Origin of the sequence: Terribacillus sp. JSM ZJ617, assembly GCF_044383785.1 — a bacterium.
In the GTDB taxonomy this organism is placed as follows: Bacteria; Bacillota; Bacilli; order Bacillales; family Amphibacillaceae; genus Terribacillus.
Genome location: NZ_JBISEQ010000003.1, coordinates 1 through 25,289 on the forward strand (window position 1 = coordinate 1; position 25,289 = coordinate 25,289).

At 44.6% G+C, this 25,289-nt stretch carries 19 protein-coding genes, 5 tRNA genes, 2 pseudogenes and 1 riboswitch; of the genes and pseudogenes, 17 read left to right on the plus strand and 9 right to left on the minus strand.

Annotated elements, in window-relative coordinates:
• Positions 1–78: 78 nt before the first annotated feature.
• The 6 genes from ACH6C1_RS11510 (at position 79) to ACH6C1_RS11535 (ending at position 1,305) form a co-directional block, all read left to right on the plus strand.
• Positions 79–152: transfer RNA gene (locus ACH6C1_RS11510), tRNA-Trp, on the plus strand.
• Between the two features lie 15 nt (positions 153–167).
• Positions 168–242 (plus strand) — tRNA-His (locus tag ACH6C1_RS11515).
• A gap of 73 nt (positions 243–315) precedes the next feature.
• A tRNA-Gly gene (locus ACH6C1_RS11520) sits at positions 316–390 on the plus strand.
• Between the two features lie 7 nt (positions 391–397).
• Positions 398–471: transfer RNA gene (locus tag ACH6C1_RS11525), tRNA-Cys, on the plus strand.
• A gap of 16 nt (positions 472–487) precedes the next feature.
• Positions 488–569, plus strand: a tRNA-Leu gene (locus ACH6C1_RS11530).
• 109 nt (positions 570–678) lie between these two features.
• Positions 679–1,305: a hypothetical protein gene (locus ACH6C1_RS11535; RefSeq protein WP_374077215.1), complete on the plus strand. Its 627-nt coding sequence runs from the start codon at positions 679–681 to the stop codon at positions 1,303–1,305.
• 174 nt (positions 1,306–1,479) lie between these two features.
• Here the strand turns inward: ACH6C1_RS11535 and ACH6C1_RS11540 are convergent, their stop codons facing one another.
• Positions 1,480–2,550 carry an aldo/keto reductase gene (locus tag ACH6C1_RS11540; RefSeq protein WP_374077217.1) on the minus strand — a complete coding sequence of 357 codons (1,071 nt, stop codon included), beginning with the start codon at positions 2,548–2,550 and terminating at the stop codon, positions 1,480–1,482.
• A 343-nt stretch (positions 2,551–2,893) separates the two neighbouring features.
• Between ACH6C1_RS11540 and ACH6C1_RS11545 the strand changes: the two genes are divergently transcribed.
• The 5 genes from ACH6C1_RS11545 (at position 2,894) to ACH6C1_RS11565 (ending at position 9,835) form a co-directional block, all read left to right on the plus strand.
• Positions 2,894–4,087 (plus strand): hypothetical protein, encoded by a 1,194-nt coding sequence (locus ACH6C1_RS11545; protein ID WP_374077219.1) that lies wholly within the window; start codon positions 2,894–2,896, stop codon positions 4,085–4,087.
• Positions 4,088–4,102: 15 nt separating this feature from the next.
• Positions 4,103–5,332: a Zn-dependent hydrolase gene (locus ACH6C1_RS11550; RefSeq protein ID WP_374077221.1), complete on the plus strand. Its 1,230-nt coding sequence runs from the start codon at positions 4,103–4,105 to the stop codon at positions 5,330–5,332.
• 206 nt (positions 5,333–5,538) lie between these two features.
• Positions 5,539–7,620 (plus strand): bifunctional metallophosphatase/5'-nucleotidase, encoded by a 2,082-nt coding sequence (locus ACH6C1_RS11555; protein ID WP_374077223.1) that lies wholly within the window; start codon positions 5,539–5,541, stop codon positions 7,618–7,620.
• A 389-nt stretch (positions 7,621–8,009) separates the two neighbouring features.
• A complete protein-coding gene (locus tag ACH6C1_RS11560; RefSeq protein ID WP_374077225.1) occupies positions 8,010–9,038 on the plus strand; it encodes a helix-turn-helix domain-containing protein in 1,029 nt (342 codons plus the stop codon).
• 2 nt (positions 9,039–9,040) lie between these two features.
• Positions 9,041–9,835 carry an SDR family NAD(P)-dependent oxidoreductase gene (locus ACH6C1_RS11565; RefSeq protein ID WP_095223631.1) on the plus strand — a complete coding sequence of 265 codons (795 nt, stop codon included), beginning with the start codon at positions 9,041–9,043 and terminating at the stop codon, positions 9,833–9,835.
• Between the two features lie 64 nt (positions 9,836–9,899).
• Here the strand turns inward: ACH6C1_RS11565 and ACH6C1_RS11570 are convergent, their stop codons facing one another.
• Both ACH6C1_RS11570 and sfnG read right to left on the minus strand, forming a co-directional pair.
• Positions 9,900–11,084, minus strand: a complete 1,185-nt coding sequence (locus tag ACH6C1_RS11570) for a DUF4317 domain-containing protein (protein WP_374077228.1) — start codon at positions 11,082–11,084, stop codon at positions 9,900–9,902.
• Between the two features lie 285 nt (positions 11,085–11,369).
• Positions 11,370–12,452: a dimethylsulfone monooxygenase SfnG gene (sfnG, locus tag ACH6C1_RS11575; RefSeq protein ID WP_374077230.1), complete on the minus strand. Its 1,083-nt coding sequence runs from the start codon at positions 12,450–12,452 to the stop codon at positions 11,370–11,372.
• Positions 12,453–12,551: 99 nt separating this feature from the next.
• A riboswitch (SAM riboswitch) is annotated at positions 12,552–12,656 on the minus strand.
• Between the two features lie 127 nt (positions 12,657–12,783).
• On the opposite strand from sfnG, the gene dhaK reads away from it, so the two are divergent.
• From dhaK to ACH6C1_RS11605, 6 genes and pseudogenes are all read left to right on the plus strand, one after another.
• Positions 12,784–14,526: a dihydroxyacetone kinase subunit DhaK gene (gene dhaK, locus ACH6C1_RS11580; RefSeq protein ID WP_374077232.1), complete on the plus strand. Its 1,743-nt coding sequence runs from the start codon at positions 12,784–12,786 to the stop codon at positions 14,524–14,526.
• A gap of 214 nt (positions 14,527–14,740) precedes the next feature.
• Positions 14,741–15,544: a zinc-dependent metalloprotease gene (locus ACH6C1_RS11585; RefSeq protein WP_374077234.1), complete on the plus strand. Its 804-nt coding sequence runs from the start codon at positions 14,741–14,743 to the stop codon at positions 15,542–15,544.
• A 106-nt stretch (positions 15,545–15,650) separates the two neighbouring features.
• A pseudogene (locus ACH6C1_RS11590) lies at positions 15,651–16,107 on the plus strand (VOC family protein).
• 48 nt (positions 16,108–16,155) lie between these two features.
• Positions 16,156–17,211, plus strand: a complete 1,056-nt coding sequence (locus tag ACH6C1_RS11595) for an NAD(P)H-dependent flavin oxidoreductase (RefSeq protein ID WP_374077236.1) — start codon at positions 16,156–16,158, stop codon at positions 17,209–17,211.
• A gap of 30 nt (positions 17,212–17,241) precedes the next feature.
• Entirely contained in the window at positions 17,242–17,856 is a 615-nt protein-coding gene (locus ACH6C1_RS11600; RefSeq protein ID WP_374077238.1) for an NUDIX hydrolase, read from the plus strand.
• A 51-nt stretch (positions 17,857–17,907) separates the two neighbouring features.
• Positions 17,908–18,498: pseudogene (locus tag ACH6C1_RS11605) on the plus strand (histidine phosphatase family protein).
• A gap of 33 nt (positions 18,499–18,531) precedes the next feature.
• Here ACH6C1_RS11605 and ACH6C1_RS11610 read toward each other — a convergent pair.
• From ACH6C1_RS11610 to ACH6C1_RS11635, 6 genes are all read right to left on the minus strand, one after another.
• On the minus strand, positions 18,532–19,533 hold the full coding sequence (locus ACH6C1_RS11610) for an ABC transporter ATP-binding protein (RefSeq protein ID WP_374077240.1): 1,002 nt from the start codon (positions 19,531–19,533) through the stop codon (positions 18,532–18,534).
• Positions 19,530–20,546, minus strand: a complete 1,017-nt coding sequence (locus ACH6C1_RS11615; protein WP_374077242.1) for an ABC transporter ATP-binding protein — start codon at positions 20,544–20,546, stop codon at positions 19,530–19,532. The genes ACH6C1_RS11610 and ACH6C1_RS11615 overlap by 4 nt, the downstream gene beginning before the upstream one ends.
• A 13-nt stretch (positions 20,547–20,559) precedes the next feature.
• Positions 20,560–21,414, minus strand: a complete 855-nt coding sequence (locus ACH6C1_RS11620) for an ABC transporter permease (RefSeq protein WP_374077244.1) — start codon at positions 21,412–21,414, stop codon at positions 20,560–20,562.
• 21 nt (positions 21,415–21,435) lie between these two features.
• Positions 21,436–22,380, minus strand: a complete 945-nt coding sequence (locus ACH6C1_RS11625; protein ID WP_374077246.1) for an ABC transporter permease — start codon at positions 22,378–22,380, stop codon at positions 21,436–21,438.
• 68 nt (positions 22,381–22,448) lie between these two features.
• Positions 22,449–24,035 carry an ABC transporter substrate-binding protein gene (locus tag ACH6C1_RS11630; RefSeq protein ID WP_374077248.1) on the minus strand — a complete coding sequence of 529 codons (1,587 nt, stop codon included), beginning with the start codon at positions 24,033–24,035 and terminating at the stop codon, positions 22,449–22,451.
• A gap of 12 nt (positions 24,036–24,047) precedes the next feature.
• Positions 24,048–25,244 carry a M20 metallopeptidase family protein gene (locus tag ACH6C1_RS11635; RefSeq protein WP_374077250.1) on the minus strand — a complete coding sequence of 399 codons (1,197 nt, stop codon included), beginning with the start codon at positions 25,242–25,244 and terminating at the stop codon, positions 24,048–24,050.
• Positions 25,245–25,289 lie beyond the last annotated feature (45 nt).

Sequence of the window (25,289 nt, forward strand, 5' to 3'; positions counted from 1 at the left end):
GCGAAGTTGGCCAAACGCGGCGGACTGTAAATCCGCTCCCATCGGGTTCGTAGGTTCGAGTCCTACTCCCTCCACCACAGGGGTATAGTTTAATGGTAGAACAACGGTCTCCAAAACCGTCGGTGTGGGTTCAACTCCTACTACCCCTGCCATAACATATGTATCATGGCGGTCGTGGCGAAGGGGTTAACGCACCGGATTGTGGCTCCGGCATTCGTGGGTTCAATTCCCATCGATCGCCCTCCATATAGCTTTAGGCTATAGCCAAGTAAACAGGCTGGGATTCCTATGGAATCCTTTTAGCCTGACTTGTATGCGAAAGTAGTTCAGTGGTAGAACACCACCTTGCCAAGGTGGGGGTCGCGGGTTCGAATCCCGTCTTTCGCTCCATTTAATTGGCGGCATAGCCAAGTGGTAAGGCAAAGGTCTGCAACACCTTGATCACCGGTTCAAATCCGGTTGCCGCCTCCATAGATACTTTTAACATGCCGGTGTGGCGGAATTGGCAGACGCGCACGACTCAAAATCGTGTTCCGTAAGGAGTGCCGGTTCGACCCCGGCCACCGGTATCACACAGATCATCGTATTGCCAAGCGATGATAAGGACTTCAGAATTTCTGAAGTCTTTTTTTGTGGAAAAAAAGATTTTAGTAAAGTTAAACGAAGGGAGAAACACAAATGAAAAAAACGGCTTATATTCTTTTCTTATTATTACTTACCTTTCTTGCAGCGTGCTCATCAAATGATGATACTTCGAACAGCTCAGAGAAGGAAACAGCAAAAGCTTCAGCAAGTGAGGCAAGTGACGAAGAAGGTGGGGTTAAAGTGGATAAAAACCTGCTTAGCGTTGAAGTATCCTTGCCGGCTTCGTTTTTTGAAGGGCAAAGCGCAGAAGATGTTATAGCAGATGCAAAAGAAGAGGGAATAGAAGTAACAGCAAACGACGATGGGTCTTATACATATAAGATGTCTAAATCAGAACATAAAAAATTGATGGACGAAATGAGTGCTGAACTTGATAAATCCACTGCTGAGATGGTATCAAGCGGTGACTATCCATCAATTAAAGATATCAGCTATAACAAAGATTTCTCCGCATTTACTATGGTAGTGGATAAAGAAGCTTATGAGAATAGCATGGATGGATTTGCTAGTTTAGGGTTAGGTATGTCCGGAATGATGTACCAGCTATTTAACGGAGCTGATCCTGATGAATATTCTATAACTATTTCTATAGAAGATGAAGCAAGCGGCGAAGTTATTGGTGAAACTGTGTATCCAGATGCAATGGAAGATGTGGAATAAATAATAGACTATCTACAGCACTATGACTTTTTGTCATAGTGCTGTTTCTTTATATTAATAGATGATAGGAAATAGTCAGTGCCAATTAGTATTACGATAAAGTAATTTGCGTTGAAAAGAGTCAGTACAAATAAAGAGATCCCAGCTTTAGAGCTGAGATCTCTATGTTTAGGATTAGCCATCCAATCCCATCGACTGCTTATACCCCTGCAAATAAGTCATTTCCGCTGGGCTTCCTTTTTCAAAGCTGCTCATAGCGCGGTGCCAGAGCGGGTAAATTGGTACTGGACGGGCTGCTGATTCAATAAGGTCATGCTCTTCTTGTGTTAGTTTTATTTCGAATGAAGCAATGTTTTCCTTCAATTGTTCTTCATTGCGAGCTGCAATAACAATCGGCCCTACGTTTGGACGGTCTCTGACCCATGCGTAAGCGATTTGCGGCACAGAAGCATTATGATTTGCTGCTACTTCTTCCAGTGCATCAATCACCTTATAGAGTCGTTCCTGATCCTGCACATAAGGCTCTGACCAACCGCCGCCTTGGCGGGTGTTTTCGGGCGCAGTTTTATTCCGTCCGATCTTACCGTTTAGCAGTCCTTCACCGAGCGGACTCCAAATCATATTGCCAATGCCGAGTTCTGTTCCTGCTGGAAGCAGCTCATATTCTGATTCACGAGCTTCTGGTGTGTAATAGATTTGCTGCGTGACTGGCGGGATATATCCAGGCTGCTGTGCAACAGTGAAAGTTCTCGCAAGTGCCCAGCCGCTGTAGTTAGAAACACCCCAGTAACGGATTTTTCCTTTTCTAATGAGGTTCGTCATCGTTTCAATTGTTTCCTCGACTGGTGTCTGTCCGTCCCATAGATGGACAAAGTATAAATCAAGGTAATCCGTACCAAGTCTTTGCAGCGATTGATCGATGCTTGCTTCAATATTAATGCGCGAAGCCCCTCCATTGTTTGGGCCATCTCCTAGTTGGAAGCCTGTCTTCGAATTAATTAGAACTTTGTCCCGGCGTCCCTTGATAGCAGCACCTAGTACGCGTTCTGAATCTCCTTCGGAATAAAGGTTCGCGGTATCAAACATATTGATCCCAGCCTCTAAGGACATATCCACCATTCTGCGTGCTTCATCTTCTTTTACATTACCGGCAGCTTCAAAGCCATTCGTACCGCTGAATGGGATCGTTCCGAGTATATACTTTGGAACTCGAAGACCGGAGTTTCCTAAATTAATATAATCCATGGTTGCCTCCTAATTAAAAGTTGTTTACTATCATGCATCTTAGCTACAATACCCGACCTCCAATTTAGTAAAACTATCCTATGACTAGTGTATATAACACTCCATAATGCTGAGAATTTGTGCATGCTGTCCTTTCATAATAGGGAAAGAGAATCCAGAAAAAAGTGTTGTTAGGAACAATAATACGGAAAGACTCAAATTGTAAAAGGGTATCCAAAAATAATGAAAAGAAAAATTTAAATTGACTGAAAACTTGAAATATATTATCATTCATACATGTCTTTATTTGAATATTAACTATTCAATTGTTTTAAAAATACAGCAAGAAGATAGGAGACCCCTCATGTCACAAATGCTAGCGTTAGTCATACTTACCCTTATTTTATTTATTGGTGATTTAGTTGCGGTTCGGACGAAGGCTTGGGTGCCATCTATATTCATTTGTGCAATTTTATTTCTTGTAGGTTATTGGACTTTCTTCCCTGCAGATATCGTGGCAGTGGCTGGTGTTCCTCCAGTTGTGGCGACGATGATGATGTACCTTTTGATTACCAATATGGGGACATTGCTGTCAGTTAAAGAATTGAAAGCGCAGTGGAAAACGATTGTGATTGCACTGTCTGGTATTTTGGGAATCGTTGTTTTGCTGCTATCGGTTGGAACACTTATTTATGGCTTTGAAACAATGGTCGTAGCGATTCCGCCTTTAGTCGGCGGAGTAGTTTCTGCCCTGATCATGTCTGATGCAGCTAGTGCGGCAGGTCTTTCGTCGTTAGCGGTGTTTGCTATCGTCATTTACGTGATGCAAGGGTTTGCCGGCTATCCGATTACATCTTTTGTATTGAAGAAAGAAGGGAAAAGACTGTTGAAGCTTTACCGGAATGGAGAGCTTCAGGTGGACGTGACTGATAAAGCAAAAGAAGAAATAGCTGCTACTGTGGAAGCAGCACCATCCAAATGGAGATTGCCTGAAAAATACAACACGGATTTCCTTAAGTTCTTCAAGCTGGCACTAGTTTCTTATGCAGCCTATCTTGTATCAACTCTGGTGGCACCATTATTCGCAGTCAGTCCATTCGTCCTTTGTTTGTTGTTCGGAGTTATTGCCTCTAGTGTCGGTTTCCTTGAAAAGCAAGCTTTGCAAAAGGCTAATGGATTTGGAATTGCAATCTTAGTGCTGATGCTCTTCATATTTGACGGATTGAACCAGGCTACACCAAGCATGATGCTTCAGATCTTATATCCGCTGGTTGGAACTATCGTTATCGGAGTTATTGGCATGTACATCTTCTCCTTTATTGCAGGTAAAATTTTAGGAGTAAGCAAGAATATGGCATTTGCGGTTTCCTTGACCGCTCTTTACGGTTTCCCGGCTGATTACATTATCACAAACGAAGTTATCAAGTCCTTGACCGAAGATGAAAAAGAAAGAGAAGTATTAACAAGCCGGATGCTGCCGCCAATGCTTGTCGGGGGCTTTATCACAGTAACCATCGTGTCAGTCATACTAGCAGGAATCTTTGTTGGTTTCTTGTAATAGGGAGAGAATAGCTTGAGTAAAACAAAAGAACGTATCGAACAGCATATAGAAGCATTAGAAAAGTTTACAGCAACACCTGGAAATGGTACGACTCGGCTCACATACAGCCAAGAGGATGTAAAGGCCCGCAGCTATATTAAAAAACAAATGAAAGCATCAGGATTGAATGTAACGGAAGATGGGTTCGGCAATATTTTCGGAAAGCTGGAGGGCACTCTGGAGGATGCACCTAGTGTAATGATCGGTTCCCATTTCGACTCCGTACCAAACGGAGGAGCGTATGACGGACCAGCTGGAGTGGTGGCAGCACTCGAGGTTGCGAATCTTTTCCAAGAATATGATTTGAAACCTAAGTATCCGCTCGAAATTGTAGCATTAGTGGAAGAAGAAGGCTCCCGTTTTGGCGGAGGGCTGATGGGTTCACGAGGAATTACTGGAGTGCTAAGTGAAGACGATTTTATTAGCCTTAAAGATAGGGATGGAGTTTCTACAGTAGAAGCGATGCAAAAAATAGGGCTGGACCCTTCGCTACCAAAGGGAAGAGACTCCAAAACGATGAAAGCTTTCCTCGAGCTCCATATTGAGCAAGGGCCGATCTTAGAGGAAAAGAATATTCCTATCGGTGTTGTTGATGCAATCGTTGGGTTGACTCAATATGAAGTGACGGTCAAAGGGCAGGCAGGCCATGCAGGGACCACTCCAATGGACCGTCGTGCGGATGCTTTGATAGCAGCAGCCAAAATCATCAGTCAATTGCCAGAGCTTGCTGTGGAAGAAGGGAACGGCACGGTTCTCACTATAGGGCGGCTGAATGTGTTTCCAAATGGAGCTAATGTGATTCCTGACAAGGTTGTATTCACAGTCGATTTAAGGTCAGGGAAAGAAGAACATGTACGGAATGTGATTAACAAGATGAAGGAATGCTTAAACACGCATCAAATGGATGGGATTGAGATATTGGCTGAAGAGCAGTTGTACATCCAGCCTAAAGCATTAAATGAAAACATCCGTACACTTCTAGAAAATAAGAGCAGAGAAAGTAATGTATCATATTGCTCCATCAATAGCGGCGCGGGACATGATGCAATGATCTTTTCTGACTTTACAGATGTTGGCATGCTATTCATACCGAGTCGGGCGGGACTAAGTCACTGTCCTGAGGAATGGTCTGATTCAGAACACATTGCAAAGGCAACCGAAATCTTCTACGAAGCTGCGAAGGAGTTAACGGAGGCTGAATAAACTTCTATTTATGAGCTAGACGCCACGAAGCGTCTAGCTTTTTATTTTATAAACATAAAACTTAGAAATTATATATATTATTCACAATATTTTAATGATAAATTAATAGTATACTTCTACAATTATGTAGAACAGTCGACAATCTTGCATGGTGGATAAGTGTGTATATTGTCGGGGATTCACTAAAAATTTGGGGGTATCTATTTATGAAAGGTAAGAAGCGTTACCGTTTTCCACTGCGTACTGCCGCAATTATTGCTATTCTATCATCGATAGTTCTACCGACTAGTACATACGCAGCTGATGAAAATGGAGAAGATTTTTCTTTGACGATCATGCATATGAATGATACGCACGCGCGTGTAGAGCCGCTGGCGAATATGGTGACAGCGGTAAAAGAAGTTCGGGAAAATAAGCCAGGGGCTTTGTTATTTAATGCCGGAGATGTTTTTTCTGGGACACTTTATTTCAACCAATTCCAAGGGCAGGCGGATTTGGCACTTTTAAACATGATGGATATCGATGCAATGACATTCGGTAATCATGAGTTCGATCTTGGTTCCAGTGAGAACGGTCATGCTTCTTTGAATAAATTTATTGAAGGTGCGAACTTCCCATTTGTGTCTGCGAACGTAGACTTATCTGCTGATCCTTTTGCCGGTGGCCGAGTGAGCAGCACGTTTACAGAAGATGCGCAGGATAGCACTGTATACGATGGAATGGTGAAAGAAATAAACGGCGAGAAGGTTGGTATCTTCGGGCTCACTACGGAAGAGACTTTGATGACATCCAGCCCAGGTGCTGCAAAAATCACGAATTATGCAACCGAAGCAGAGCGGGCAGTTGCAGCGTTTGAAGATATGGGAGTTAATAAAATCGTTGCCATCTCCCACCTTGGCTATGACAGCAACCCTTCAGTCGGTAATGATTTGATGCTGGCAGAGCAGGTTGACGGGATTGATGTCATTGTTGGCGGTCATTCTCATACACAGTTAAACGAGCCGACTGTCGTTACGACGGATGAAAATGGTGCTGCAAAAGATCCGACAGTTATTGTACAAGCATATCAGTATGCGCAATATCTAGGAGAGCTTGATGTAAACTTTAACGAGCAAGGGGTTGTAACCGGATCCTCTGGCCATTTAATCGATGTAACACAGAAACAAACTGATCCAGAAGCACTTAACACACTTAGTGCTTATAAATCGGAAGTTGATCAGTTATCTAATCAAGAGACAGGTGCAGTAGCAAAAAAACCTCTTACCAACCCAAGACTTACTGACAGTGATGTCAGCGTGCGTGCAAACGAAACGGAACTAGGTAACTTAATTACAGATGCAATGCTCACTAAAGCACAGGAAAAAATGCCGGAAGTATCCATTGCTATGCAAAATGGCGGCGGAATCCGGGCAGCAATCGATCAAGGGCCGATTACAGTCGGTGAAGTTATTACAGTTTTACCGTTTGGAAATGACCCAGCAGTTGTGCAATTGACTGGAGATGAAATCAAGCAGATTCTGGAGTACAGTGTTCGCCTGGCACCGGAAGAAAGCGGCGGTTTCCTGCAGGTTTCCGGTATGAAATTTGCTTATGACAGCACGAAGGAAGCAGGTTCCCGTGTTGTAAGCATGCAAGTGAAAAGTGGTGAGGAATATGTGGATATCAATTCTGACCAAACCTATTTGGTAACAACCAATAACTTCACTGCCAAAGGCGGGGACGGTTATGAGGTATTCGCCCAAGCGTATGCAGAGGGACGTGTACAGGATCTTGGTGAAATAGATTGGGAACAACTCCGTGACTACATGGTGGAAGATTTGAATGGTGTGGTTGATCCTGTCATCGAAGGTCGTATTACTGATTTATTAGGAGCTGATCCAGCACCGGCAGAACCTCCGGCCGAAGATCCGAATGATGAAACACCAGAGGATCCAGGAACTCCAGTAACCCCTGATCCAAATGATGATGGTAATGATCAAGATGAGAATCCAGGGGACAAACCACAGGAAGATCCTAAAGATGATAATAAACCTTCAGACGAAGATAAAGATAATCCAGACGATAAAGACAGCACACCACCGCCGAGCAGTCAAAATAATGGCGGTGACGGCAGCAACTCAGGTGGCAGTATTGTAAACGTTTCTGATGACAAAACTAGCCCGATCAGCAGTGGAAGTAAGCTTCCAAAAACCGCTACGAATATGTATACGTACATGCTGGCGGGAGCAGTGTTGCTTGCAGCAGGTGCAGTTCTCTTTATCTTTAAGAGAAAGAAAGCGAAAGCTTAATTAATACAAACAAGGATGCTGCAACGCGCAGCATCCTTGTTTGTATTAATAAGGACACTATTCATGATTGCTGTGACTGTTGCTGAGCGTCAGCTTAGGTTTACAACCATTGAGGGTATCTTGTTTGGAACTAAAGGATCAAAGTCTATTCTCATTAAACAACACGCATCTAAAATAACACAGAAATTCATCCTTTTAATAAAGTACACTTATTTAGAAAGGTAACCATTTATGTGTAGCGTAATATTGACGTCTATTACAAGTGTATTGTCGCTGAATGCTAATTACTTAATTAGAAAAAATATTTAAAATAAAAATTACTATCGCCTTAACTGATCATGCTGATTCATTATCTGCAATAATGGGTTGATAGATAGAGAGGTACATATATGACTTTACATAGTTATATTAGGATTCCGGATGGACTCTGGGCAGGATTTACACAGCTTGGGATTTCGGCTCAAGAGGTAGTTAGAAAAGCAAAAATGCCACTCACTGTGATCACAGATTCAGAGGTGACTACGGAACAATATATCGCTATATGGAGAGCTTTTTCCGACATTATGGGGGACAAAGAAGATGGAATGCTTATGCTTCCCCAAGTCATTGAAACTACTCAATATCCACCACCTGTCCTGGCAGCTTATCATGCTCGTGACTACAGAGATGCTCTTAACAGGATGGCCCGTTACAAAAAAATGTGCCCTCCGGAAAATATTCGAATTGTAGAAGAAGGAAGGAAATGCACGATTGAAATTGGTTGGCAGAACACCGATCAACCTATTCCGCTAGTACTGATTGGAACATTACTTGTATTTCTGCTGGAACTAGGACGTCGCGGCACTGGGTTACCTATAAAAGCAACTTCAGTAGAATTTACACACTCAATGATTCACGTACAAGTGCTTGAGAATTACTTTGGTTGTCCTATTCAAGTGGGGGCAGAACGCAACCGATTAATACTGGATAGAAGAGAACTTGATCATCCATTTGTTTCTTACAATGATGAATTACTGAAGATTTTAACCCCAGTATTGGACGAAACATTAAAAAAGCATAGACGCAGTAACTCTTTGAAGGAAATAGTTAAGTGGATTTTAGAACGCAGCTTAACGAAGGAAAAACTAGACTTACAAGATGTAGCAGGTGAGTTGGGTATGAGCGAACGAACCTTACAACGGCGGCTGACTGGTGAACAAACCAGCTTTAAGGAACTAGTAAGAGATGTGCGCCACAAGCAGGCAAGGGAATATTTAGCAGATCCATCTTTAGATCTTAAAGAGGTAGCTTTTCTTTTAGGTTATAAAGATCAAAGCTCATTCTATCGGGCATTCCGATTCTGGGAAGGAAATACACCCTTGAAATGGCGAGCTGAACATAAAATGAAACAGCTTAAAATGATATCAAAGGAGAAATAAAAATGGAAATGGGATTAAACAATAAAACTGCATTAGTTACTGGTTCTACAAAAGGCATAGGGAAGGCAATTGCATTAGAACTGGCTAAGGAAGGAGTAAACGTGCTTGTAAATGGTCGGAATAACGAAGAAGCAGAACAAATAGTCAAGGAAATCAAATCAGCTTATCCCACAACTTCTCCGCAAAATGCTGCAGCCGACATTGTTGATATGCAACAAAGAGAAGCATTATTAGAAAAGTTTCCTTATGTAGATATTTTAATTAACAGCATGGGTATCTATGAAATTATGCAATACGAAGATATAACCGATGAAATATGGGAGAAATACTTCCGTACCAACGTACTAGCTGCAAATAGCTTGTCCAAATATTATTTGCCAAAAATGTTGGAAAAGAATGATGGCCGCATTATCTTCATAGCAAGTGAGGAAGCCATAATGCCTTCGGGGCTGATGCCTCAATATGGTATGACAAAATCTATGCTTTTATCCTTAGCTAAAAGCATATCAATGCTGACAAAAGGATCCGAAGTTACAATTAATACAATTATGCCTGGGCCTACTCTTTCTGAAAATGTGCAGCAAATTATCGAGGGAATATACGCTAATGAAGAGATGACATTTGCAGAAAAAGAAAAACATTTTATGATCCATAATCAACCCCAATCTGCCATACAGCGATTTATCAGACCAACCGAGGTAGGAAGACTAGCTGCTTTCTTGTGCAGTCCATATGCTTCTGCTTTTAAGGGATCACCAATCCGTATGGATGGAGGAATGATTCCGACTATTTATTGATAGGAAAGAGCAACTATATGAACGCTCATAGCAAAACAAAAAGCAGAGTTCCGATGAACTCTGCTTATTCTTCATTTACTTTGTTGACCAAAGCTTCCTCCGCCATCTTAAACCCTTCAATAACAGTGTCTTCCTCAACCTCAATCATAATACAGCGTTTGTTATTGAAAACAACTTGCCGTACATAACGCAGATCTTCTGGGCTTATTGCGATATTGGCAACCTTCGTTTTGATTTTAATGGATTTGGAATTGTACTTCGGCAATACACTGGTTGCCTTCATTTCATATTTCTCATCGTCAATAACCTTTTGATAAGCAGTTTCTACTTTTTCCGGGGTCACGTCTTCTACGCCGCTCATAGTCAGGACGCGCTGGATATCCTGTTTATCAAGCTTCGGTGCTTCATCTTCTTCATTTTCTTCTACTACACGATTGATTTCCTCATATACACTAGCAAGGGCAGAGGTATTAAGCTGATCGCCAGTTATATCTTTGACTATCTCTTCAAAGACACTTTTATCATCTCTTGCAGTCATGATTTCTTCAGCATTTAAAACATCCTCGATAAATGCCGTGTCTGGCTCGAATGCTTTTGCTGTAGAGTAGAGCACATGATTCACATCAGCGGCGCTGTCGTTGAAGCATGGGAATAAGAATCCTGATAGCGGTGCTTGCAGATTGATAACAGGATTTACTGTGACATTGTACTTGAATTCCCTTTCCACATAATCAAATTCCAATTCTTTTTTCGGTTCCTGTGTCTTGTTGATACTGCATAGCAGGAAGGAGTGGGAGTACATTGTATCATTGGCGCTTTCCTCTTGATCATCACCCTGGCGTTTCTGGGCTTTCAGGTATTCTGCCTTGATGAATGAGATGACCACATCATGCTCATACTGTCTGTCTTCCAGCATCTTAGCAACAAGCTTCAGCATGTCGTTCGTCCATTCTTCTACATCATTTGTTAGTAAGCCGCGGTGCAGGATGAATTGGCTGCTGTCCTCCACATCCCGTTTGAATTTCAGTTCAAATAGTTTCTCATCAGGCTGACCTGCTAGTACTTTTTTGAAATTGCCCAAGAACAACTCCTGTTGATCTTCATCCAGCATGCCAAACGGCATACTTTCGTGATGATAGATGTCACTGGATTCTTTCATGATATATACGTTGAAAATATCAGAGATTTTAAGTTTATCATTGCCTTTTTTAAATTGCCTGCGAATCGTTGCGATGTCCTTTTTATTCATATCGTTTCCCGTTCCTTATTGATAGAGTGAAAAGCATGTTCACTTATTTTAACATAGAGATAGATTGCGAAACGGGACTTTTAATGTAGGTTTTTGAAATAAATAAGATTAGAAGTTCAAGTAATGAGTATAAGGAGTTTCAAATGAAGCCAAATACTAAGAGATGATTTGCTTCTAAACAAACGAGGAAAATCTAGTTTTATTTTTGTGAAAGAAATAGAGAGCTAAAAAAATAGTATAAATAATCTGCTATCATGGAAGCTTATTAAGTTAAAACAGCCCATATCAAATGGGCTGTGTCACATCTTCCAGTGCTGCTTCTTTCTCACGTACAAGTGGAATGACTTCACGGCCGAAGCGCTCCAGATCTTCTTCGTAATGGAAATGGCCAGTTAAGACGAGGTCAACACCAATTTGTTTAAGACGAATGATCTGGTCAGCTACCTGTTCTGCCGTACCTATCAGACCGGTTTTGAAACCGTCATTATATTGAACAAGATCCTCATAGGAAGAGTCTGCCCACATGCCTTGCTTGCTTTGGGTTGCTTGACCAGCGTCCTTGACGGACTCACGAAAGCCTTCGACTGCTTCCGTATCGGCATGGCTCACAATATCACGAAGCAGGGATACAGCTTCTTCTTCTGTGTCACGGACGATGGCGAAGCCGTTTACAGCGAACTTTACATCACGGCCTTGATTGGCTGCACGGGCTTTCACGTCTTGGATTTGCTGCTGGAAGCCTTCGAGTGTATTGCCGTTCATGAAATAATAATCGGAAACACGAGCAGCCATGTCACGAGCCACATCGGAATTGCCGCCTTGGAATATCGGAATCTGCTTTTCTGGTTTTGGTTTCAAAGGGGCGTCTGATAGCCTGTAAAAGTCTCCTCGATAGGTAGCTTGTTCTTCCTCCCACAATGCCCGGAGCACACGGATGAACTCTTCGGAACGCCGGTATCGTTCATCATGATCGAGCCAATGCTCGCCGTAGCTGATGAATTCCTGTTTGAACCAGCCGCTGACAACATTGACAGCGGCGCGACCTCCGCTAATATGGTCCAGTGTAGCGAGCATTTTGGCGTAGACGCCTGGATGCCAAAGACCTGGATGGACTGCCGAGATTAGGTTCAATTTTTCGGTGACGCTTGCTAGGGCAGAGGCGAGGGTTATTGCTTCGAGCTGTTTATCAGCGCCGTAGCTTGCGATAAAACGTGTTTGCAGAAGGGCATATTCAAAGCCGTTCTGCTCAGCGATTTGCGCGTAGCGTTTGTTCGCTGCAAAACTCCAGTCCGTTTTCTGCGGCAGCTTGGATATGACTAGCCCGCCGCTCACATTCGGTACCCAATATGCAAATTTCACTTTCGTCATCCTTTACCCTCCAGCAGCTCACTTATCAAGAGTGTACGAAAACAGCCCTTCTCCATAAAAGAGAAGGGCTGCGGGTATGTAACTACCATCCGTTCACGCTTCTCATCTTCAGGATGTAATATCCTTCTGAAATTGGCACCGTGCTGGTAACAGTCGGTTGCCGAGGCTTCACTGGGTCAGTCCCTCCGCCTCTCTTGATAAGAAAACTATTTTTTTAGTGATTGTAAACAAAGTATTCAGACTTGTCAACCTAGTTTGTGCAATTGCTGGATTGTTCTGTTAAGCTGGAGGTAGAAAGACACTTTCGCTTTGTATTAGAGGAGGATAACCAATGAAAAAAATCATTAACCGACCAGAGGATGTTGTCCTGGAGATGTGTCACGGGCTGGTATTGGCTCACCCGGAACTCGAATTATTGAAGAAGTATAAAGTGATCAAACGAAAACAATTACAGACAAATAAGGTTACCTTAATCAGTGGGGGAGGAAGCGGGCATGAGCCTGCCCATGCAGGCTTTGTCGGGGAAGGCATGCTGGATGCAGCGGTATGTGGCGATATGTTTGCTTCGCCTTCCCAAATACAAGTTTATCAAGCTATCAAGGAGACGGCAGGAGAGAAAGGTACGCTTCTTATCATCAAGAATTACAGCGGGGATATTATGAACTTCAAGAACGCGGCCCACCTCGCTAAGGAAGATGGGCTGGAAGTGGATCATGTGAAGGTAGATGATGATATCGCAGTGGAGGATAGTCTGTATACAGTTGGAAGACGTGGTGTTGCTGGAGTCGTACTTGTACATAAAGTCGCTGGAGCAGCTGCGGCTGAAGGGCGTGACTTACAGCAGGTAAAAGCGGTAGCGGAAAAAGCTGTCTCTCGGACACGCAGTATCGGTGTTGCTTTGACATCCTGCACATTGCCAGGTGGTGAACCGACCTTCAAGCTTGCAGAGGATGAAATGGAGTATGGCGTCGGTATCCATGGGGAACCTGGTATCCGACGGGAAAAGGTTCTATCAGCCAACGAATTAGCCAAACGGATGGTCGAGGATCTGCTGAAGGAAGGACAGCCAGAGGAAGATGCGGCTTTATTGATTAACGGATTTGGCGGAACACCATTACAAGAATTGTATCTGTTCAATCAATCTGTCAATCGTGAGCTTGCTGAACGGAATATCAAAATAAATCGGATATTCGTAGGCAACTATATGACTAGTATCGATATGGCAGGTGTGTCGGTAACGATTATGTCACTTGATGATGAGCTGCGCACTCTGCTCTCCAGTGAATCAGATACACCAGCTCTCAAGATTGACGGACCTGTGGAGCAGCCAGCGTTTTCCAGTTTTAAGGAAGCAGCAGACAATGCGGATGTTTCTTATCAGGTAGAAACAGACAGCGCGTATGCACAAGTAAAAGAGGACTCTATTACACTGGAAAACATCATCTACTTAGTGGATAAAATGAGCGAAATTATCATTGAAAATGAAGCTGCCTTCAACAAGCTTGATACCCACGCTGGAGATGGGGATTTCGGTAATAGTGTGGCAAAAGGCTTCCGTCAATTGAAACGGGAATGGAAACATATTCTTGATGAAGACAACCTTACGATTGGCAGCTTCCTTGATGCCTCTTCCATGGTGATCATGGAGCATTGCGGTGGTGCTTCAGGACCAATATGGGGTGGCGCGTTCCGTGCTGCCGGAAAAGCAGCTGGTGAGAAGAAAGAGCTCACTGTAACAGAATTCGCAGATATCCTGCAGCATGTCGTAACGGCAATCCAGGATATTGGAGAACGCTCCTTTGGTCGCGGAGCTGAGGTCGGGGATAAGACATTGATTGATGCACTCGCACCATGTGCGGATAGCTGGAAGCAGAGTGCTGCAGCTAATGAAGATGTAAAGACAGCCTTCAAAAAAGGCGCAGAGGCTGCTGTTACTGGTGCGGAGAATACGAAGGAAATCGTTGCACGGATGGGACGTGCTGGAACGGTAGGAGAGCGCAGTCTTGGTTATCCGGATGCAGGCGCGCATGCACTGGGTGTCATTTTTACTAAATTAGCTGCTGCATTGAAATAATCCTATGCAGCAGAGAGTGAGTTTCCTAGATTAGTTCAGGTTTTGGATTGCTTTGGTTAGTATGTAGTATATCTTTGTCAAAAACCTTGTAAAGGGAGGGTGACAAAAGCTATCTTTTCCCGACAAACTAGGCCTTTCTTTCCCAATCCAGATAGACAGGAATCTGACAGAAAATCATAGAATTCTACTTTAAATCTATTTAAGGAGGATTCATATGAAAAAGAAATCGATTCTTGCTGGAGCTCTGCTTATCACGTCCTTATTATCAGTCCCTTCTGTATCGTTAGCTGACGCAGTGCATGATCATGGGCATAACCATGAAACAGTCGGTTTTGACCATATTGGAGACAAGCTCCCTAAAGCAGGGGATTTCAAAGACTTGGAGTCTGCACCGTCTATTGAGCAATCAACGGATGTAGTCGAGTTTAACAGTAAAGGAAAAGAAGTGGAAAAACACCGGACAGAAAGTAATACAGGCGGATTTAGTATAGCGGATACAGGCAGCCAAAAGGTGACAGTCCTGGCTGTTGCCGATGAAGAATATCGAGCTGCTTATCCGGATTGGCAGCAAAGGATTATTTCAATTGTGGAACAAGCAGACAATGCTTTCAACCGTGATCATGATGTGGACTACGTCGTCGAGGCTGTTGGACAATGGTCGTCCAGCGGATCAAATAGCTCTGCTTTGCTACAGGACTTACAGCGTGACTGGGATGGACGCGGGTATGATTTTGTTGCTGGTTTTACAAGAGACAGCCGATTTGATGCAGGTGGTATTGCATATGTTTATAGCGGAGCACCTTCCGGAAGTGCGATTAGTGTAAACCTTGATCAAGGAACAAGAAATACTGCATACGCAGCACAGCATGAATTTACGCATAACTATGGCATCGGTCACGATGCGCAGGGAAGCGGAATCCGCTGCATCATGAACTATGATTATTCATACACAGTAGACTACTGGGATGAAGGTCATGATCGCGTGCTGTCACAAAATAAATTCTGGTATGGATCTTAAAAGCGGCGGCCGTTATGGCCGCTTTTTTACATTGTATTCTCAGACTCTATTTTTATAATAGAGTTTTTGTTATATATTGGTAGTTGGGTAGGAAGGAGCGGAACTAATGATAGAAGGTTTGTACGAAGCACATTTACCAGTTAGTAATCTGAAAAAATCCATCACGTTTTATGAAGGACTGGAGCTTTCCCACATTCATGAAGATAGGTTAGCTTTCTTTTGGATTAAAAAGGACCATAGCTGGCTTGGTCTTTGGGAATCGGATAAAGCAGAGCTTGCCCATCATCCATCCATCAGACATGTCGCATTTCAAGTGAGTTTGGAAAATTTAAAAGCTGCATCCGGATGGTTAAAAGAAAGAGGATATCACCCGAGAGAAGCTTTCGGTTTTGGCCCTCATGAGCCTTTTGTGATGGGCGCATGATGGAATGGCACATGCGAAAATTCATTTTAATGATCCGGATGGCAACAGTCTGGAGCTTATCACGAAAATAGATAACCCAAACAATGTCACTTCAAGGTTGTATTTGAGTGAATGGGAAAAAGAAAACTCGAATAGTTAGGGTCCACCGATGATGTGTGCAAAGGTTATAAAGGGAGGAGCAAAAGAAATGACAAATCGTTTACTTGAATCTTTATCCATTCTGCATCCGATTATACAAGCCCCTATGGCGGGAGGGATATCAACAGCGGAACTAGTTACAGCTGTATCTGAAGCGGGCGGATTAGGGATGATTGGTGCTGGTTATCTAAATGCGGAAAGTACGCGTCATCAAGTACGGGAAGTGAAAGCTGGTACAGACAAGCCCTTTGGTATCAATTTGTTTGTACCGAGTCCTTACAAAGGAAAGAAGGACGCGATTGCCAGGTCGCAACAATCACTAAAGCCCTTCTTAGATAAACTAGGCTCAACTAGAATGGAAAGTGGATTCACATCTTATGAACAGATCTTAGAAATCTATCATAAACAGGTGGATGTCATCATTGAAGAGAAGGTCCCCGTTTGCTCATTCACTTTTGGTATGCCTTCATCTGTAGTAATCAACTCTTTAAGGCAAGCGGGTATATACACCATTGGTACAGCAACTACTCTGTCAGAGGCGTTAGCAATCGAGGCAGCTGGAATGGATGCGGTTGTCCTTCAGGGCAGTGAGGCAGGGGGGCATCGCGGCAACTTCCTAGCTGGAGTGGAACAAAGCATGATTGGACTGATGGCGCTCATACCCCAAACTGTCGATCAAGTGAATATCCCGGTTATTGCGGCAGGAGGTATAATGGACCGTCGCGGTGTTCGTGCGGCTCGCTGTTTAGGCGCACAAGCAGCGCAGCTCGGCACCGCATTTTTAACGTGTAAAGAAAGCGGTGCAAACCCATTACATAAGCAAGCAATTCTGGAGGGACAGCAAGAAGACAAGACAACATTAACGAAAGCTTTCTCTGGCAAGGCGGCCAGAGGCATCGAAAATGATTTTATCCGTGAAATGCGGGAAGTTGAGACGGAACTGCCGGACTTTCCTATCCAGAATACATTGACAAAGCCTATTCGATCCGCTGCTGCACAAAACAATGATAGAAACATGATGTCCTTATGGTGCGGGCAAAACCCAAATTTAGCAGAGCCTATCACTGCTAAGGAACTAGTGCATAAACTAGTAGACGAGGAATAAAATACGATAACGGGATAATAGGTGATAGTCTTGGAAAAATGGCTCGAATGGGCAAGAAGAATACAGGCGATTTCCCAGGCAGGACTGCATTTCTCAAAGGATGTATTCGATCGGGAGAGATACGAGGAATTGCAGCAGCTCAGTGCGGAAATCATCGCTAACTATACGAAGCAGTCGGCAGAGGACGTTGAGAAGACACTTGCAGCAGAAAAAGGGTACCCTACCCCGAAGCTGGATATCCGCGGTGTTGTTTTCCGGGAAGGGAAGCTTCTGTTAGTGAAAGAGAAGATGGATGAACGGTGGTCACTGCCAGGCGGTTTTTGTGAGGTAGGGCTGTCGGCCAGTGAGAATGCTGTAAAGGAAATCAAAGAGGAGTCGGGGTACGATGTTGTACCTAAGAAGCTTTTAGCGGTGCTGGATTCAGATAAGCATACCGACAAACCGCAAATGTTCCATTACTACAAAATCTTCCTGCAATGCGAGATTGTCGGCGGGGGAGCACAGGAAAGCGTGGAGACAAGTGAAATAGGCTTTTTTGGTGAATCGGAGCTGCCGCCATTGTCGTTGAAAAGAAATACAGAAGCTCAAATCAAGATGCTGTTCGAAGCGCTGCGCAATCCGAGGAAAGAGAGTGTATTTGATTAAGTGAATTCTGCCCTGGAGCTGAAAAGTTATTTAAAGATTGGAGGTGCAAACATAACTACTATAATTTATTTTCTTAGACATGGTGAATCGCCTAAGGAAGGTAATGAAAGAACAAGAGCTTTGACTGAAAAAGGAAAGCAGGATGCTTTAAAAATTGCCGAATCTTTAAAGAGCGAAGGGATAGAGGTCTTTGCTTCAAGTCCTTACATGCGTGCAGTGGAAACAATCCGAGGCTTGGCAGAACATGCGGGAAAAGAAGTAGATGAAATGGAAGATCTGCGGGAGCGCGTCTTTATTTCCGGTGATGCGCGGATTTCTGATAAGGAGCTATTACCTTTGTTGAAGAAATCTTTTGCTGATCCAAACTTCTGTTTAACAGGAGGCGAGTCGAATGCTGCTTGTCAAAAGAGGGCTATAGCAGTATTGGAGGATTTATTGAAAACCTATCAAGGATCTAAAATAGCGATAGGCACACATGGTGCTGTTATGACCTTGATGATGGGGTATTATGACAGTCAGTTGGCTTGGATTTCTTATTACAATCGTCTAAACGATTTATATAGGATGGAGTTCAAAGGTTATAAATTGATAGGGGTAGAAAGATTATGGATGAATCCAGGGAAGAATGGTTATAGTACATAAAAAGCAACCTGCCAAAGCAGGTTGCTTTTCAATTTATAACGTAATTCTCGCTTTCTCCTCCGCTCCAACTGGAAAGAAGCAAGCCACTTCCTGTCCAGGTACACCTCGTTCTTCCGGAATGGGGACGTTGGTCTTACAGAACTCCGTTGCTTTCGGACAGCGAGTGTGGAATACGCAGCCTGATGGCGGATTAGCAGGGGAGGGCAGTTCTCCTTTTAGGACGATGCGTTCTCGCGCGCGTTCTTTGTCTGGATCTGGCAGCGGCACTGCGGATAGCAGTGCATTTGTATAAGGATGCTGTGCATGTGTCTGGAAGGATTCCCGATTGGATCTTTCCATCACTTTGCCGAGATACATGACGGCGACACGGTCAGCAATGTGATTAATGACGGAAAGGTCGTGTGCAATGAATACATACGTCAGATCCAACTTCTTCTGAAGATCCTGGAATAAGTTGATCACTTGGGCCTGGACGGATACATCAAGCGCACTGACTGGTTCGTCACAGACGATCAGCTGCGGCTCCAGAGCAATAGCGCGGGCAATACCAATCCGCTGGCGCTGACCGCCTGAGAATTCATGAGGCAGCCGGTTATAATGGTCATCTGGATTCAAACCGACGAGTTCCATCAGCTCTTTCACGCGCGATTCAAGGTTTTTGGTCTTTTTGTACGCTTTAAGCGGAGCGGCGATGCTCTCGCTCACTTTCATGCGCGGATTCAAGCTTGTATACGGATCCTGGAACACCATTTGCATATTGCGCCGCAGCTCGTATAGCTCTTTGGCAGATGCGTCTGTATATGTGTTTCCTTCAAAAAGAATGTCTCCAGAAGTAGGCTTTTGCAGTCCGACGATGCTTCGGGCGAGTGTGCTTTTCCCGCAGCCGGATTCACCTACAATCCCTAGTATCTCCCCTTTTTTTACTGTCAAATCTATGCCATTCAAGGCTTTCACATGACCTGTTGTCCTTTGTAAAACACCGTTCTTAATTGGGAAATGGACGTGAAGATCCTTTATTTCCAATAATGCAGTCATGACAGCAGCACTCCTTTACGTTCGGCTACAGCTCGTTTTTCTTTATCGAATTCAGGCTTGCTGAGTATACACGCAGCCAAATGGTTTGTTCCGCGTTCCGAGAGCGGCGGGTCAGTCTGAAGGCATGCTTCTCTCGCAAATGGACAGCGAGGATGGAAGTTGCAGCCTTTTGGTGGGTGAATCAGATTCGGCGGATGCCCCTCGATATGGAGCAGTCGCTCAGTTCCACCTGCATCAAGTCTAGGTATCGAGCGCAGCAGCGACCACGTATATGGCATTGCCGTGTTATAGAAGATGTCAGCTGTACTGCCGGATTCAACAATTTTACCAGCATACATGACAAGAATCCGGTCTGCTAGATTTGCCACAACGCCTAAATCATGGGTGATCATTATAATCGCGGTACCATATTTCTGCTGAATGCTTTTCAATAACTCGATGATTTGAGCTTGGATTGTTACATCCAGTGCTGTAGTCGGTTCATCGGCTATAAGCAGCTTCGGTCTGGCAGCCAGTGCAATGGCAATCAGAACGCGCTGGCGCATACCGCCGGAAAATTGGTGCGGATAATTTTGCATCCGTCGATCCGGATCGGGGATGCCGACATCTGTCAGCAGCTCGATTGCTTTCTGGCGAGCTTCTTTTTTGGACAGCTTCTGGTGCGTCTGAATAGCCTCCATAAGCTGTCTGCCAATCTTGAAAACAGGATTGAGGCTCGACATTGGATCCTGAAAGATCATGGCGATTTCTTTTCCACGCAAATTGCGCAGGCGTTTTTTATCCATTGTCAGGATATTCTCGCCTTCAAACAGAATTTCACCCTTTTGATATGTAGCGGGTGGTTCCGGATTGAGCTTTGTCAGCGAGTGGGCGAGTACACTTTTCCCGCTGCCCGATTCCCCGACTATGCCGATTGTCTGACCGGCTTCGAGTCGGAAGGATACACCATCAACTGCTTTGACGAGGCCAGCTGGCGTATCCAGGTGTACATGCAGATCATTTACTTCTAGCATAATGAAACCTCCTCTAGGCAGCTGGTGCTGTTTGCTTTGGTTTTCGTTTCCGTTTCCGTTTTTTCTTGACGCTATGCGGATCAAAAGCATCCCGGAGCCCATCACCAAGTATGTTTAATGATAATACAGTGATGACGATCGCGATACCAGGGAAGATCGAGAACCACGGAGCGATCGTGATATAAATTTGTGATTCCTGCAGCATATTTCCCCATGTCGGTGTGGACGGATTCACTCCGACACCAAGAAAGCTCAGGGCTGCTTCAGCCAGGATTGCTTTAGCAAAGATGAATGTGCTTTGCACAATGATTGGAGAGAGTACATTTGGCAGGATATACCGGAAAATGATCACCATATTATTCGTTCCTGTTGTTTTTGCAGCTTCAATGTATTGTGCGTTTTTTATTTGCAGCACGGCAGAGCGTACGACTCGAGCCATAACTGGGAAGAAGGCAATTGTCAGGGCAATGACGATATTTGTAATGCTTCCACCTAAAGCTGCAACTAGTGCTAATGCAAGCAGAAGGGCAGGGAAGGCGAGAAAGCCATCCACAATCCGCATCAGAATGAAATCTGTACTACGGAAATAGCCGGATACAAGTCCAATCAGTGTGCCAATCACAGTTGCTACGACGGCTACTATGACGCCGACAGCCAGTGACACGCGTGCAGCTACAATAACCCGTGCAAAGATGTCCCGGCCAAAATCATCTGTACCAAACCAATGGGTGCCAGATGGTGCAAGCAGACGCTGGTTGGCATCTATCGCCGCAGGGGAGACCGGCAGCCACAGATTTGCCGTTATGGTTGCCAATGCAACGAGTAAGAAAATAGTAAGTGCAATTATATTTCGTTTCTTGGACATCATCGTGTATGTACCTCCTTCGGCTCAGTCATAGCGGATTCTCGGATCAAGGAATGCATACAAAAGATCGACGATCAAGTTGACCAGGACATAGATTGCAGCGATGAATAGCACGACGCCTTGAATCACAGGGTAATCCCGTCGGTGAATCGAGTCGATCAGCAGCTGTCCTATCCCGGGGATGGTAAAAAGTGTTTCAATAATAACCGTTCCGCCAAGCAGACCAGCCACTGTGGCACCTAGAACAGTTGTTGTCGGGATAAGCGCATTGGAGAATACGTGCTTCATCAATACATCACGTTCACGGACGCCTTTCGCCCGTGCTGTTTTTGTATAATCCTGGTTCACGGAATCAAGCATGCTGTCGCGGAGCATCCGGGCAATGATACCGATTTCCACTAATGCCAGCACAAAAGCAGGCAGCAGCAAATGATAAATCCATGGACCAAAGCCTTCCGCAAGCGGCATATAGCCTGCAACCGGGAAAATCGGGAATGTTACGCCAAACACGAGTACAAGCAAAATCGCAAGCCAGAATTCCGGAATCGATACACCGAGAAGGGAAGCGTTAGTAAATAACGGATCCAGAATCGTTTTACGCAAGGACACAATCAGGATCGCAAGCGGTATGGAGATGACCAAAATAAAGAGCAGGGACAGTATCATCAAGCTGATTGTCGGTCCAAAGTTGCCAAAGATCAGTTCCGTCACTGGCTGGGCAGAATAGACACTCGTACCAAGGTCGCCGGTGATGACTTGTTTAAGCCAGTCGAAGAATTGGATATACAAAGGCTCATTCAATCCAAGCTGCTCTTCCAGCTGCGCAATAGCCTCAGGAGAAGCGTCTTCACCAAGTATGATGAAGGCTGGATTTCCTGGCGTTAGGTGAACGAGCAGGAATACAATGATGCTGACGACTAGCATAACCGGTATGACAGAAAGCAGTCTTCGGATCGTGTAATTAAACACATGCGTCACTCCTTTATTTTAAATGGAAGAAAATCGCCAGCGGTAACGCAGGCGATTTTCTCGGGGCATTACTGTGATTTCCATGTATTCCAGAAGCGAGGACCATACCAATCATCATAATCCTCAAGCTTGGTAGTACGTGCATCCAATGTGGAAAGGTTGCTAACTTTCTCAAATGGGAGCTCGTCATAAATCGTCTGATTCAGCTCAGCGAGGATCTCTTGCTGCTGGACTTCATCTTCTGCTTCACCCCACTGGGCGATCAGCTCCTGCCAGCGTTCGCTGTTGTACCAGCCGCTGCTGTTGGAATCCTGGCTCACTACACCGGCTTGGTTTGGCGAGAAGAAAGGAGACCAGCCGACTACGACCATATCCCAGTTAGCGCCATCGCTCCATTTTTCCAGGTAAGTTGCCCATTCATAGGACTCCAGCTCGACGTTGAATCCAACTGCCTCAAGCTGTTGTTCTGCGATTTCGGCAATTTTCTTATACTCTGCATGGTCATTGGAGAAGATGATCTTCACCGGCTGACCGTCATAGGAGCTGTCTTCAAGCAGCTTTTTAGCTTCATCTTGGTCAAAAGCATCGAAGCTATCAATGTTTTGATCCGAGTAAAGAGCTGTCTGATCTGGTGTGAACAAGGCGCCGTCCAGATTATAAAATTCGCTGTTGCCATATGTTGCTTTCGCAATGGCTTCTTTATCCAGTGCAGCATGCAGTGCTTCTCTGACTTTGATATCATCGAAAGGTGCTTCTGATTTATCCGGGGTGATGACGGAATAGCCATTGCTGGAAATAGCCGGTTCAACATTCGGTGTCGTATCAACTACATCATATAAATCAAGCGGAATGGACTGTACATAATCATAAAGATCTGTCTTCAGACCATTGAGCATTACTTGCGGGTCTTTTACAATCTTGAAATGAATTGTATCCAGGTATGCGGTTTTCTTACCTGTCAAACCGCCCCAGTCTTCTTCTTCACGAGATTGATAATCTTCGAATTTTGATAGGACAATCTCATTCCCGCGCTTCCAGGAATCAAATTTGAATGGACCTGTACCGATTAGCTGCTCGTTTGTCAGCGGTTGTTCACCTGCAGCTTCCGCAATGTCAGCTGGAAGGACGACAGCAGATGCTTTTGGTGCAGACATATCAGTAAGCAAAGCGGTATACGGATCGTTAAGTGTAATGACCAATGTCAGGTCATCCGTGGCTTCTACGGAATCAACATGCGTTGCAGTGATCTTACCGACAGAGGAGACCTTCAGCCAGCGGTCGATAGATGCTTTTGCGTCTTCCGCTGTTACGTCTTGCCCGTTATGGAACTTAAGTCCGTCACGAAGCGTGATCGTATAGGTTTTCTTATCCTCACTAACGGTATAATCATCAGCAAGCAAAGGGCGTACTTGATAATCATGATCTAGTGCAAATAAACCTTCGTAAATATGCCAGCCAATTTTTCTGGTGGCACTTTCTCCGGAATACATCCAGTCAAGCGTATCAGGATCAGCAGTCATGGCAACGTTCAAGTCGCCGCCTTCAACGGGCTCTCCGCCGCTTGCGTCGGAACTGCTGCTGGAACTGCTGGAGCACCCGAAAAGGGCGATGGTGGCCATCAGGCCGAATAATATAAGTGCAAGCTTCTTATTCAATATACTTCCTCCTTAGCTTCCCAATAACGAGAATACGATTTTCGTGAATGCTTTTTCTGTGATGAGCAAAGCTCGCTCGTCGATGTCGAATTTAGGGTGGTGATGCGGATAATGGGTGCCTGTATCGTCATTGCGGGAGCCGACTTTAAAGAAGCTTCCCGGTTTCTCTTGCAGATAGTAAGCGAAATCCTCTGCTCCCATACCGGTTTCAAGTGGAATAACCTGTTCTTCACCGAATTGTTCGCTAAAAAGACGCTGCAGAAGTGCAGTTTCTTCTGGATGGTTGTAAAGAGCAGGGTAGCCATGCAAATAATCGATGGAATAGGTTGCGCCGAAACCAGTTGCGATTCCAGCTACAATGGACTCTATTTGTTTCCTTACCTGCTGGCGTATGTCTGCATTGAATGTCCGTACTGTTCCTTCCAATCTGGCAGTATCCGGAATAACATTGAATGCTTGGCCAGATTGAAACACACCAAGTGTCACAACTGCTGATTCCAGCGGATTGACTCTGCGGCTGACGATCTTTTGCAGGGCGCTGACGATATCACTTCCGATGACAATTGGATCGACAGCCTCATGAGGAGCTGCGCCATGACCGCCTTTTCCTTGGATAGTAATCGCGAATTTATCTACTGCTGCCATTTTGAAGCCTTCGCCAACACCGATCTTTCCGATAGGAGCGGCCGAATTAAGGTGGGCACCGTAGACATAGTCAACACCATCAAGTGCACCATTTTCAATCATCGCTTTTGCACCGCCTGGAGGTACTTCTTCAGCTGGCTGGAACAAAAAGACCACTTTACCTTTCAGGCTATCCTTATGCTTGATCAGCGCTTTGGCAGTTCCAAGCAGTGCTGCGGTATGGCCGTCATGACCGCAAGCATGCATTACGCCAGGAGTCTTGGATCGATAGGCTGTTTCTTTTTCATCTTCTATCGGAAGGGCATCGAAATCTGCTCGCAGTGCAATAGTTGGTCCTGCTGCCTTACCTGATAGGGTAGCGACGATGCCATATCCGCCAATATTTGTCTGGAGTTCTTCATAGCCGAAGCTGCGCAGCTTGTCGGCGATAAAACGAGCGGTTTCTGTCTCCTGGAAACTTAATTCAGGATGCTGATGCAAATAACGTCTCCACTCCACGACTTCTGCGAAATTGTCTTCCAGCTCCGTATGTACTTCTGCAAGCGTCTGCTTGTTCTGTTCCATTTTCCAACCTCCTGTAACAATCTTGATATTTCCAATGAAAATAAT

What these genes read in the sequence shown, in the direction of transcription:
- ACH6C1_RS11535 (WP_374077215.1), top strand. Translation starts at nt 679, where the DNA reads ATGAAAAAAACGGCTTATATTCTTTTCTTATTATTACTTACCTTTCTT.
- ACH6C1_RS11540 (WP_374077217.1), bottom strand. Translation starts at nt 2,550, where the DNA reads ATGGATTATATTAATTTAGGAAACTCCGGTCTTCGAGTTCCAAAGTAT.
- ACH6C1_RS11545 (WP_374077219.1), top strand. Translation starts at nt 2,894, where the DNA reads ATGTCACAAATGCTAGCGTTAGTCATACTTACCCTTATTTTATTTATT.
- ACH6C1_RS11555 (WP_374077223.1), top strand. Translation starts at nt 5,539, where the DNA reads ATGAAAGGTAAGAAGCGTTACCGTTTTCCACTGCGTACTGCCGCAATT.
- ACH6C1_RS11560 (WP_374077225.1), top strand. Translation starts at nt 8,010, where the DNA reads ATGACTTTACATAGTTATATTAGGATTCCGGATGGACTCTGGGCAGGA.
- ACH6C1_RS11565 (WP_095223631.1), top strand. Translation starts at nt 9,041, where the DNA reads ATGGAAATGGGATTAAACAATAAAACTGCATTAGTTACTGGTTCTACA.
- ACH6C1_RS11570 (WP_374077228.1), bottom strand. Translation starts at nt 11,084, where the DNA reads ATGAATAAAAAGGACATCGCAACGATTCGCAGGCAATTTAAAAAAGGC.
- sfnG (WP_374077230.1), bottom strand. Translation starts at nt 12,452, where the DNA reads ATGACGAAAGTGAAATTTGCATATTGGGTACCGAATGTGAGCGGCGGG.
- dhaK (WP_374077232.1), top strand. Translation starts at nt 12,784, where the DNA reads ATGAAAAAAATCATTAACCGACCAGAGGATGTTGTCCTGGAGATGTGT.
- ACH6C1_RS11585 (WP_374077234.1), top strand. Translation starts at nt 14,741, where the DNA reads ATGAAAAAGAAATCGATTCTTGCTGGAGCTCTGCTTATCACGTCCTTA.
- ACH6C1_RS11595 (WP_374077236.1), top strand. Translation starts at nt 16,156, where the DNA reads ATGACAAATCGTTTACTTGAATCTTTATCCATTCTGCATCCGATTATA.
- ACH6C1_RS11610 (WP_374077240.1), bottom strand. Translation starts at nt 19,533, where the DNA reads ATGACTGCATTATTGGAAATAAAGGATCTTCACGTCCATTTCCCAATT.
- ACH6C1_RS11615 (WP_374077242.1), bottom strand. Translation starts at nt 20,546, where the DNA reads ATGCTAGAAGTAAATGATCTGCATGTACACCTGGATACGCCAGCTGGC.
- ACH6C1_RS11620 (WP_374077244.1), bottom strand. Translation starts at nt 21,414, where the DNA reads ATGATGTCCAAGAAACGAAATATAATTGCACTTACTATTTTCTTACTC.
- ACH6C1_RS11635 (WP_374077250.1), bottom strand. Translation starts at nt 25,244, where the DNA reads ATGGAACAGAACAAGCAGACGCTTGCAGAAGTACATACGGAGCTGGAA.